This is a genomic window from Streptomyces sp. NPDC058000 (genome assembly GCF_042886435.1).
GTDB lineage: Bacteria > Actinomycetota > Actinomycetes > Streptomycetales > Streptomycetaceae > Streptomyces.
This window is the reverse complement of the sequence record NZ_JBHVQS010000023.1, coordinates 90209-100659: the sequence shown is the minus strand read 5'-3', so window position 1 is coordinate 100659 and position 10451 is coordinate 90209. Positions and strand designations below refer to the sequence as shown.

Here is a 10451-nt window from a genome sequence, read left to right as displayed (position 1 = left end):
ACACCGCCCTGCAGATCCTCCTCGCAGGCTCCGTCGTCCTCCCGCTCGTCGGCGCGCTCGCCGCACTGCTGCCGGCCCCGCCCGGCCTGAAGGGGAAGAACCCCGACCAGGCCGTGCTGCGCCACGGCGTGACCGTCTCCGGCGTGGTGCTCGCCGCGACGATCGCGCTGGCCGTCGGCTTCGACCACGGTCACCCGGCACGTATGCAGGCCACCACCGACCTCAGCTGGATCCCGGCGCTCGGCATCCGTATCCACCTCGGCGTCGACGGCATCTCGCTCCCCCTCCTCGTCCTGACCGCCCTGCTGACCTTCCTCTGCGCCCTCTACAGCTACTTCAACATGCCAACGGGCCCGTCCCCCAAGGCATTCGTGGCGCTGATCCTCGTCCTGGAATCCGGCACCCTCGCGACCTTCGCCGTCCTGGACCTGATGCTCTTCTTCCTCGCGTTCGAGATGGTCCTCATCCCGATGTACTTCCTCATCGCCCGCTGGGGCGGAGCGGGACGGCAGGCGGCCGCCTGGAAGTTCATCCTCTACACGCTGCTCGGCTCCGTCGTCATGCTGCTCGGCCTCCTCCTCATCGGGCTGAAATCCGGCACCTTCGACATGGTCGCACTCGCCACTGACAACGGCCCGAAAGCCCAGCTCAGCCACACCGTCCAGGTCATCGCGGTGCTCGCCGTCGGCATCGGACTGGCCGTCAAGTCCCCGATGTGGCCGCTGCACAGCTGGCTGCCCGACGCGCACACCGCCGCCCCCACCGCCGGCTCGGTGCTGCTGGCCGGCGTCCTGTTGAAGATGGGTACCTACGGCTTCGTCCGGATCGCGCTGCCGATCACCCCCGAGGGCATGCACGCCTTCGCGCCGTACCTCGCCGCACTGGCCGCCGTCGGCATCATCTACGGCTCGCTGGCCTGCCTCGCCCTGGTCCGCACCGGCGCCAAGGGCGACCTCAAGCGCCTGATCGCCTACAGCTCCGTCGGCCACATGGGCTTCGTCCTGCTCGGCATCGCCAGCATGACCCCCACCGGCGTCAACGGCGCGCTGTTCGCCAACGTCGCGCACGGCCTCATCACCGGCCTGCTCTTCTTCCTCGTCGGCGGCCTCAAGGACCGTCTGGGCAGCACCGACCTGGACACCCTGGCGGGCACCACCGGCGCCGCCCTCTACGGCCGCGCGCCCCGCTTCGGCGGCCTGCTGGCCTTCGGCGCCGTCGCCTCCCTGGGCCTGCCCGGACTGGCCGGCTTCTGGGGCGAGATGCTGGCGATGTTCGGCGCGTTCCACCCGGCCGCCGGCCTCAGCCGCCCCGCGTTCCTGACGTTCATGGCGCTGGCCGGCCTCGGCACCCTGCTGACCGCCGCGTACCTCCTGCTGGTCGTCCGCCGGATCTGCATGGGCGGCACCCTGAAGGCCCCGACGTCCCCAACGGAAGCCGGCGGGCCGGCCACCGCCCTCCCCGACCTCGCGCGCTACGAATACGCGGCCTGGAGCCCCCTCGCCGTCCTCACCGTCCTCACCGGACTGTGGCCCGCGGCCCTCCTCGGCCTCACGAACCCGGCCGTCCAGCAGCTCCTCGGAGGCGGTAAGTGATGAGTCAGGTCACCTCGCTGGTCCAGTCCGTCGACTGGCTCGCCATCGCCCCGCCCACCCTCACCGCGGCCGTCGCCCTGGTGGTGCTCGTCGCCGACCTCTTCCTGCCCACCGCCCGGAAGCCGTTGCTGGGCTGGCTCGCGACCGCCGGCCTGGCCGCCTCCGCGCTCCTTCTGCTGCCCCTCCTGGACGGCCACCGCCGCACCTTCTGCCTGGCCGGCACCCCCGAGGCGTGCAGCTATGTGGCCGATCACTTCACCCTGATCGTCCAGTTCCTGGTGCTCGCCGGGGCCCTCCTGACCGCCCTGCTGTCCATCGACACCATCAAGGACCACGACCTGCCCGCCGGGGAGTACTGGTTCCTGCTGCTCTCCTCGGCCGCCGGCGCCGCCCTCCTGCCGGCCTCCCGGGACCTGGCCACCCTGGTCATCGCGCTGGAGGTCGCCTCGCTGCCGGCCTTCGCCCTGGTCGGACTGCGCCGCGGCGACCGGCTCTCCTCGGAGGCGGCGCTGAAGTTCTTCCTCTCCTCGGTGGCCGCCACCGCCGTGATGCTGCTCGGGGTGAGCTTCGTCTACGCGGCCACCGGGAGCCTCCACCTCTCCCGGGTGGCGCACGCCCTCACCGCCCTCCCGGACCCCCGCCTGGCCACCCTGGCCAGCGTCGGCGTCGCGCTCACCCTCGTCGGCTTCGCCTTCAAGACCGCCGCCGCCCCGTTCCACTTCTGGGTGCCGGACACCTACGTCGGCGCGCCGCTGCCGATCGCCGCGTACCTCTCCGTGGTCGGCAAGGCGGTCGGCTTCTCCGGCCTGATCCTGGTCGCCGTCCAGGGCTTCCCCGCGTACGCGGACGTCTGGGGCCCGGTGCTGGCCGTGCTCGCCGCGCTCACCATGACCGTCGGCAACGTCGCCGCGCTCCGCCAGGACCCGGCCCGCACCCACAGTGCCGTCCGCCTGCTCGCCTGGTCCTCCGTAGGCCAGGCCGGCTACCTGCTGGTCCCGATCGCCGCCGCCGGCTACGCCCACGACCCCGCGCACGCCATCGGCTCCACCGTCGCCTACGCCCTGATGTACGCCGCGGTGAACCTCGGGGCCTTCGCCGTCGCCACCCTGGTGGCCCGCACCCGCCCCGCCAACCGCCTCGCCGACTACCAGGGCCTCTACCACCGTCGCCCCCTGGTGGCGCTCGCCCTCGGCTTCTTCCTCCTGTGCCTGGCGGGCCTCCCGCCGGGCATCATCGGCCTGTTCGCCAAGGTGACGGTCTTCTCGGCCGCGGTCGACGCCGGGCTGGGCTGGCTCGCCGTCGTCATGGCCGTGAACGTCGTGATCGCGCTCTACTACTACCTCCAGTGGACCGGGCTCCTCTTCCGGCCCGCGAAGGCCCCGGCCGGCGAGCCCGCCGGGCAGCCCCGCGCCCCGATCCCGGCGGCGCTGTCCACCGCCCTGGCACTCGCCACCGTGCTGGGCGTCGCCCTCTCCGGCGCCCCCCAGCTGGTCCTCCGCTTCGCCGCCGGCGCCCTCCTCTAGAGCCGGCGGTTCCAGGCACCTCCCGGCCGTAGGGCCGCCCGGCAATCCGCCCGGCCCTACGGTCACCCCGCCGGCCGCACCCCACCCGGCCCCCACCAGGCACGGCCTGGGGAACCACCCCTGCTCATCTCGCGTTGACCAGTGAGTAAGGGTCCACTGGAGAGTGGAGAAACGAAGCAAAGGGTTCCCCTGCCGCACCACTTGGAGGGCGTACCGTGCACCGCCGGCACAACGGGCTCAGGACCGCCGTACTCCTTGGGGGACTGTCCGCACTCATCATCGTCATCGGCAGCTTCTTCGGCCGTACGGGTCTGATCGCCGCGGTCCTGATCGCCGTGGGCACCAACGCCTACGCGTACTGGAACAGCGACAAACTCGCCCTGCGCGCGATGCGGGCCCGCCCGGTCAGCGAGTTCGAGGCGCCCCAGCTCTACCGCATGGTCCGCGAGCTCTCGACCGCGGCCCGCCAGCCCATGCCGCGCCTGTACATCTCCCCGACCCAGGCACCCAACGCCTTCGCCACCGGGCGCAACCCCCGCAACGCCGCCGTCTGCTGCACCGACGGCATCCTCCAGATCCTCGACGAGCGCGAGCTGCGCGGCGTCATCGGCCACGAGCTCAGCCACGTCTACAACCGCGACATCCTCATCTCCTCCGTCGCGGGCGCACTGGCCTCGGTCGTGATGTTCCTGGTCAACTTCGCCTGGCTGATCCCGATAGGCCGCTCCGACGACGATGACGAGGGCCCGGGCATCCTCGGCACGCTGCTGATCATGATCCTCGGCCCGATCGCGGCCTCGCTGATCCAGCTCGCCGTCAGCCGCTCCCGCGAGTACCAGGCCGACGCCTCCGGCGCCCGGCTCACCGGCGATCCGCTCGCCCTGGCCTCCGCCCTCCGCAAACTGGAGCTCGGCACCCAGCAGCTCCCACTGCCGCCCGAGCCCCGCCTGGAGACCGCCAGCCACATGATGATCGCCAACCCGTTCCGTCCCGGCGAGGGCCTCTCCCGCCTCTTCTCCACCCACCCGCCGATGCCCGAGCGCATCGCCCGCCTGGAACAGATGGCCGGCCACCACCGCCCCTGAGGCCGGCCGCCGACCGCGCCTTTCGATCATGTGGCCCAAGGACGCAACGTTTCCCGCGGTCGGCCGCGTCTAGGACGGCGGAACCACTCCCCGACCCGCCCCTGGAAGGCTGCCGCTCATGAAGTTCATCCTCAACATCATCTGGCTGGTCCTCAGCGGCTTCTGGATGGCGCTCGGCTACGTCGCCGCCGGAATCATCTGCTGCGTACTGATCGTCACGATTCCCTTCGGCATTGCCAGCTTCCGCATCGCCGGCTACGCCCTGTGGCCGTTCGGCCGGACGACCGTGGAGCGCCGTGACGCCGGCGCCGGTTCGACGATCGGGAACATCATCTGGGTCATCTTCGCGGGCTGGTGGCTGGCCCTGGGCCACATCGTCACCGGCATCGCCCTGTGCGTGACGATCATCGGGATCCCGTTCGGCATCGCCAACTTCAAGATGATCCCGCTCTCCCTGCTGCCGCTCGGCCGCGAGATCGTCCCCACCGACCAGCCCTTCGCCACCCGCTGACCGGACGCAGTGCGCATGTCCTCATGAAGCTGAGCGGGTGTCGGATACAGCGCTACCGTGCTGCCGGACACTCTGGGGAGGGAGATCGGGGATGCTGGATCAGGCATTGGCGGCGTTGGCCGCAGCGGGCGGGACCGCGGTGGTGCAGGCCGCGGGCACGGATGCGTGGACCGGGCTGCGCCAGGCGCTGGCGCGTTGGTTCGGCCATGGCGACGAGCAGCGCGAGCGAGCGGAACTGGAGCGCCTGGACCAGGCCGCGAGCGAGCTGGAGCCCGCCGACGCGACCGGGACGGAGCGGGCACGCGTCCGTCAGGAGGCGGCATGGCAGGCCCGGATGGAAGCTCTGCTGGAAAACCTGGACGCGACGGAGCGGACCCGGGCCGCCGAGGAACTGAGCGCCCTGCTGGCCCAGCACGCCCCCCACGGCGGGGCGTCGGCCGGCGACGGGGGACAAGCCGTCGCCGGGGACGTGCGGATCCAAGCCGACCACGGCTCCGCGGCCGCCTGGACCATGGGGAACGTGACCCTGGGAAACCCTCCCCAACCGGGTCCGCACCAGGGCTGAGCGGCCCCGGAGCCACTCCCGTCACGCCCGGTTGGCCCACCAGCATCTATGCCGACCACGGCGGCCTCGCCGTCGGCTCCGCCACCGGGCCGAGGCCGACCACCTGCGGGCAGCGGTCACAGGCGGGGGCACCGCGGTACTGAGCCAGGCACTGACCGGAACCGGCGGGGCGGGCAAGACCCAACTGCCAGACACGCTCGTCGCCCGCTCCAACCTGGCCTCCTGTCGGGGCGAGGCCGGGGATGCGGCGAGAGCGGCGACCGCGTTCGCCGACCTGCTCCAGGACAACGAGCGCGTGTTGGGCCCCGACCATCCCCGCATTCCGGAACGCCGATGGGGCGGCGCGCTCCCGTGTCGCGCCGCCCCATCGGCTCACTGCGTACCGCACGCCCCCTCAGGGGACGCTCAGCGGTAGTTGACGAACTGGACCGCGAAGTCCAGGTCCTTGCCGCGCAGCAGCTGCTGAACGGTCTGCAGGTCGTCCCGGCTCTTGGAGGTGACCCGGAGCTCGTCACCCTGCACCTGCGCCTTGACGCCCTTCGGCCCCTCGTCGCGGATGATCTTGGCGACCTTCTTCGCGTTCTCCTGCGAGATCCCCTCCTGCATCGAGGCGGAGATCCGGTACTCCTTGCCCGACGCCTGCGGCTCGCCGGTCTCCAGCGCCTTGAGCGAGATCCCGCGCTTGACCAGCTTGGACTGGAAGATGTCCAGGACGGCCTTCACGCGCTCCTCGGCGTTGGCCCGCATCTCGATCTTCTCGCCCGACCACTGGATCGACGCGTCCACGCCCTTGAAGTCGTAGCGCTGCGAGATCTCCTTGGCGGCCTGGTTGAGGGCGTTGTCGACCTCCTGCCGCTCGACCTTCGAGACGATGTCGAAACTGGAGTCGGCCATTGTGGGTTGGCTCCTCGTACGTAGATCCATCAGAGATGCGGCCCTTCCTGGGCCGCCTGCCAAGCCTAGCCACCCGGCCAAGATCCAGCGCTCCCGAATCGAGTGGCAAAGCACCCCCTGTCATCGGGTAAGGTTTACGTCGTTGCCACGGAGCGCCGCCCCACAGCGGGGCTCCCGACGACACAACCCGGCGGTGTGCCCGAGCGGCCAAAGGGAGCAGACTGTAAATCTGCCGGCTTCGCCTTCCCAGGTTCGAATCCTGGCGCCGCCACAGCCAGGAAAGACCCCTGAATCGTAGAAATGCGATTCAGGGGTCTTTCGTGTTGCCGCCTTTCGGGTGGCACCGCGGCCCGGTTCCGGGTCGGGTGGATTTCTGCGTCCCGGTGTGCCGGCGTCCCGGTGTGCCGCCCGGTGGGCCTCACGGTGTCCCGGGCGCGTCCCCGTCGGCCGGCGGTACGGCGTCCAGCAGCCCGACGACCAACGCGCGCAGCGTCCCGGCCACCCGCGCGGTCTCGCCGCGCTCCAGCAGCCGCAGGACGGGTTCGTTCTGCAGGGCCCCGATGAGGAAGTGGGCCAGGAGCCCGGCGTCCAGATCGGGGCGCTGTGCGGCGAGCAGCGCGCTGACGTGACCGTGCCAGAAGGCGTGGAACGGGTGCTCGCCGTGCGGTTCGTCGTCCTCGGTGGCGGGGCGCTGGGCGGTCGTGCTGGCGTGGCAGAGCGCGGCCAACAGCCCCTTGTTGCGGGCGATCAGCTCAACGACGGCGTCCAGGAAGGCCAGCAGCCGTTCGCGTGGGGTGGTGTCCGGCCCCAGCGGCGGCGGGCCGCCGGTGACCGCCTCGCGCAGCGCCACCGCCCGCTCCTCCATCAGGGCCCGCATCAGGCCCATGCGGCTGCCGAAGCGGTGGAAGACGGTCCCCTTGCCGACCCCGGCCGCGGCGGCGACCTGCTCCATCGAGATCTTCTCCGGCGCATGGCGCGCCAGGAGTTCCTCGGTCGCCAGCAGGATGGCGCGCCGGCGCCTCGCCCCGGTACCCGACGGGGTGGACCTCGGCCTGGCCAGCATGCTCCCCATGGCTCGGCCGACGACTGGCCGGAGCGGGTCCGTGAGGCCGCACCCGAGGGCGTGGACCTGGTCCTGGACTCCGTCGGCGGCGGGATCCTGCGGCAGAGCCCGGACCTGCTGGCGCCGTTCGGCCGTGTCGTGGTCTACGGCGCCGTCGGCAACGACCTGCTCGACGTCCCCGTGACCAGCCTCTTCGCCCTGAAGGCGGTCGCCGGATTCTCCCTGCTGGCCTGGCGCACGGCCGCCCCGGAGCAGGCCCGCGCGGAGATGACCGAACTGGCCGACCACGCCGCGTCCGGACGGCTGCGGACCGCCGTCCACGCCCGGTTCCCGCTCGCCGAGGCGCCCGCCGTGCACCGGCTCATCGAGGAGCGGTCCCACCTCGGCCGGATCCTCGTCCTCCCGTAGCGGCCGGCGCGGGCCCCAGTCGACGCTGGGGCGCCCGACGCCGTCCCAACGTCCAGGGAGAGGCGCGCGGCCGTCACAGGGCGGCAGACGCGCCCTCAGGGCCGCGAGGGCGCGTCCGCCGTCGGGCACCTCAGTGCGACGCCGCGTTCCGCACCGCGTCCGCCACCGGCACGTCCCCGCCGATCAGCTCCAGCGTCCGCCCGGCCGTGTCCGGCTCGTCCAGCAGCGCCGCCAGTACGGCCGCCACGTCGTCCCGCGAGACCGCCCCGCGCCCGGTCGCGTCGGCCAGTGTCACCTGGCCGGTACCGGGGTCGTCGGTGAGCCGGCCGGGCCGCAGGATCGTCCAGTCCAGCCCGGCCCGGGCCCGTACGTCGGCGTCCGCGGCGCCCTTCGCCCGCAGATAGGCCGCGAAGACCGGATCGGTGCCCTCCGGGGGCTCCCGGTCCGCACCCATCGACGAGACGACCACGAAGCGCCGTACGCCCGCCGCCTCGGCCGCGTCCGCGAACAGCGTCGCCGCGCCGCGGTCGACCGTGTCCTTGCGCGCGGCGCCGCTGCCCGGCCCGGCGCCCGCCGCGAAGACGGCCGCGTCCGCGCCCTCAAGGTGCCGGACGACATCGGCCACCGACGCCGACTCCAGGTCACAGACCACCGGTTCGGCACCCGCTGCCAGCAGATCGCCGGCCTGTTCCGGCCGCCGGACGATCCCCGAGACCTCGTCCCCGCGCGCATGCAGCAACCGCTCCAGCCGCAGCGCGATCTGACCATGTCCACCTGCGATGACAATGCGCATGCTGCCGACCGTACGCCGAACCGCCCCGGCACACCGGAGGACCGGCCGGTGCGGCGCTCAGCGCTGCGACTGGCGGGGCAGCTCCAGCGCCACATCCACCGAATCGCAGTACTCGCGCACCGCGCTGGTGCGCGCCACCACACGCCCCCGGTGCACCACGATCCGGCTGTACGCCAACGAGAGCACCCCGGCGATCCGCTCCCCGCGCACCGCCAGCAACTCCGCCGGGAAACCCGCCTCGACCCGCACCTCCGGCAGCCCCAGCGTCGCCCGCGCCGCCGAACTCACCGTCTCGTAGGCCGCCTCCGGTGTCGCCTCTCCCAAAGAGGCCAGCAGGTACGCGGCCTCCAGAGGGTCCCCCCGCCCCACCGGGTTCGCTGCGTCCCGCAGCGCCCCGCTGCCCGCCGCCACCCGCACCCCGGCCGCCCGCAGCAGCCGCACCGGCGCCGGCCGCGACACCCGGGTGCCGTTCCTCTCCAGGCCCGTGCAGTCGCCCTGCGGCAGGCAGACGACGGTGACGTCGGCCGCCGCCAACTGCTCCGCGACCCGGGCCGCCACGCTCCGCGGCATCCGCGCCATCCCGGCGCACGGCCCGATCGCCACCCCGGGCCGCAGCCCGCCGCACATCGCCGCGAACCGGGCCAGCCGCGCCGGATCGTCGCCGTCGGTGTGCAGGTCCACCGGGCAGCCGTGCTCGCCGGCCACCTCCAGGACGGTCTCCACGTAGCCGGCCGGGTCGGGGTCCAGGTCCGGGCAGCCGCCGATGACCGTGGCGCCCATCTTGACCGCGTCCCGCAGCATCGCCACCCCGTTCGCGCCGGCCACCCCGGTCAGCACCCGCGGCACCGCCACCGCCGCCAGATCCGCCAGCCCGCGCAACGCCCGCCGGGCCTGGAGCACCGACTCCAGCGCCCGCAGCCCCTGGACGCCGCCGATCCGCACATGGCTCCGGGAGGCAGTGGCTCCGTGCCCGAGCTGGAGCAGCGCCGCCTCGGTCGTGCGGCGCTGGACGTCCTCGGCGGAGTCGGAGGCGGGCCCGTCGGCGTCCGCCGTCAGGGCGGTGTCGCAGTGCGCGTGCGGTTCGGCGGGGGCCGGGAGCAGCAGGTAGCCGGCGAGGTCCACCCGGGCTCCCTGCGGGGCGAGGCTGCCGGCCGTGCCGACCGCCTCGATGCGCCCGCCGCCGAGTCGGACGTCCACGGTGCGGCCGTCGGCGAGCCGGGCGCCGCACAGGACCAGCGCGCCGGATTCCGGCCGGGCGTACCGACCGGCACCCCCGGGCTTCCCGGGCTGCGGCGAACTGCTGTCGGACATCGCGCTCCTCGAAGCCACGGCGTGCAAGATCACGCGGGGTGGTTCCGAGCCTAGGGCGCGGCCCGGAGCACATGGCGCAGGCGCGAAATAGTCGTACCGGTGTGGTGCGGGGGGCCGTTGGGGCGCGACGCGGATACGGATTTCACGTTTGGCGGCGGGCCGTGTAATGTCTTCATCGCTCGCCCCAATAGCTCAGTCGGCAGAGCGTCTCCATGGTAAGGAGAAGGTCTACGGTTCGATTCCGTATTGGGGCTCTGATGTGTGGGGACCTCGTCCTTGGACGGGGAACTCTCGCATCGCAGCGGTGTAGCTCAGTCGGTAGAGCAAGCGGCTCATAATCGCTGTGTCACCGGTTCAAGTCCGGTCACCGCTACTGACAGTAGCCGATTGTGGGGTCGGTCCTCCGATCGGCTACTCTTCTATGCGTTCTAATCGACTACTTGTTCGTCAAGGAGCACTCACGTGGCTGCCACCGACGTCCGCCCGAAGATCACGCTGGCCTGCGTGGAGTGCAAGGAGCGGAACTACATCACCAAGAAGAACCGGCGTAATGACCCGGATCGCCTTGAGATGAAGAAGCACTGCCCTCGCTGCAAGGCGCACACCGCACACCGCGAGACGCGATAACTCAGGCTCGTCTGTGAGGCCGTCCCCATTTCCTGGGGGCGGCCTCGCGGCATTAGCACCATCAGTACAGGGAGGTTGC

11 protein-coding genes and 3 tRNA genes are annotated in these 10451 nt (G+C 72.2%); 10 read left to right on the top strand and 4 right to left on the bottom strand.

The genetic code is table 11. The features are described from left to right. The first annotated feature begins 8 nt into the window (after positions 1 to 8). The 5 genes from ACFVT2_RS22790 to ACFVT2_RS22770 all read left to right on the top strand — a co-directional run bounded on the left by ACFVT2_RS22790 (position 9) and on the right by ACFVT2_RS22770 (position 5276). A complete protein-coding gene (locus ACFVT2_RS22790; RefSeq protein ID WP_390020757.1) occupies positions 9 to 1592 on the top strand; it encodes a NuoM family protein in 1584 nt (527 codons plus the stop codon). Further along, complete coding sequence (locus ACFVT2_RS22785; RefSeq protein WP_390020671.1) at positions 1592 to 3115, top strand: NADH-quinone oxidoreductase subunit N; 1524 nt, start codon at positions 1592 to 1594, stop codon at positions 3113 to 3115. The genes ACFVT2_RS22790 and ACFVT2_RS22785 overlap by 1 nt, the downstream gene beginning before the upstream one ends. A 215-nt stretch (positions 3116 to 3330) precedes the next feature. Next, complete coding sequence (gene htpX / locus ACFVT2_RS22780; protein WP_390020669.1) at positions 3331 to 4200, top strand: zinc metalloprotease HtpX; 870 nt, start codon at positions 3331 to 3333, stop codon at positions 4198 to 4200. 118 nt (positions 4201 to 4318) lie between these two features. Next, complete coding sequence (locus ACFVT2_RS22775) at positions 4319 to 4711, top strand: YccF domain-containing protein (RefSeq protein ID WP_390020666.1); 393 nt, start codon at positions 4319 to 4321, stop codon at positions 4709 to 4711. Between the two features lie 91 nt (positions 4712 to 4802). Next, positions 4803 to 5276: a hypothetical protein gene (locus ACFVT2_RS22770; protein WP_390020663.1), complete on the top strand. Its 474-nt coding sequence runs from the start codon at positions 4803 to 4805 to the stop codon at positions 5274 to 5276. Between the two features lie 405 nt (positions 5277 to 5681). On the opposite strand, the gene ACFVT2_RS22765 is transcribed toward ACFVT2_RS22770, so the two are convergent. Beyond that, on the bottom strand, positions 5682 to 6170 hold the full coding sequence (locus ACFVT2_RS22765) for a YajQ family cyclic di-GMP-binding protein (protein WP_390020660.1): 489 nt from the start codon (positions 6168 to 6170) through the stop codon (positions 5682 to 5684). Between the two features lie 189 nt (positions 6171 to 6359). Here ACFVT2_RS22765 and ACFVT2_RS22760 point away from each other — a divergent pair. Beyond that, positions 6360 to 6441, top strand: a tRNA-Tyr gene (locus ACFVT2_RS22760). Positions 6442 to 6588: 147 nt separating this feature from the next. On the opposite strand, the gene ACFVT2_RS22755 is transcribed toward ACFVT2_RS22760, so the two are convergent. Beyond that, entirely contained in the window at positions 6589 to 7233 is a 645-nt protein-coding gene (locus tag ACFVT2_RS22755; RefSeq protein ID WP_390020657.1) for a TetR/AcrR family transcriptional regulator, read from the bottom strand. Positions 7234 to 7293: 60 nt separating this feature from the next. On the opposite strand from ACFVT2_RS22755, the gene ACFVT2_RS22750 reads away from it, so the two are divergent. Continuing rightward, positions 7294 to 7641, top strand: a complete 348-nt coding sequence (locus tag ACFVT2_RS22750; protein WP_390020654.1) for a zinc-binding dehydrogenase — start codon at positions 7294 to 7296, stop codon at positions 7639 to 7641. Between the two features lie 130 nt (positions 7642 to 7771). Here the strand turns inward: ACFVT2_RS22750 and ACFVT2_RS22745 are convergent, their stop codons facing one another. Next, on the bottom strand, positions 7772 to 8434 hold the full coding sequence (locus ACFVT2_RS22745; protein WP_390020652.1) for an NAD(P)H-binding protein: 663 nt from the start codon (positions 8432 to 8434) through the stop codon (positions 7772 to 7774). A gap of 57 nt (positions 8435 to 8491) precedes the next feature. Then, complete coding sequence (locus tag ACFVT2_RS22740; RefSeq protein ID WP_390020650.1) at positions 8492 to 9745, bottom strand: amidohydrolase family protein; 1254 nt, start codon at positions 9743 to 9745, stop codon at positions 8492 to 8494. Positions 9746 to 9926: 181 nt separating this feature from the next. On the opposite strand from ACFVT2_RS22740, the gene ACFVT2_RS22735 reads away from it, so the two are divergent. The 3 genes from ACFVT2_RS22735 (at position 9927) to rpmG (ending at position 10372) form a co-directional block, all read left to right on the top strand. Then, positions 9927 to 9999 (top strand) — tRNA-Thr (locus tag ACFVT2_RS22735). A 46-nt stretch (positions 10000 to 10045) separates the two neighbouring features. Next, positions 10046 to 10118, top strand: a tRNA-Met gene (locus tag ACFVT2_RS22730). Between the two features lie 89 nt (positions 10119 to 10207). Continuing rightward, complete coding sequence (gene rpmG, locus ACFVT2_RS22725) at positions 10208 to 10372, top strand: 50S ribosomal protein L33 (protein WP_087927546.1); 165 nt, start codon at positions 10208 to 10210, stop codon at positions 10370 to 10372. Positions 10373 to 10451 lie beyond the last annotated feature (79 nt).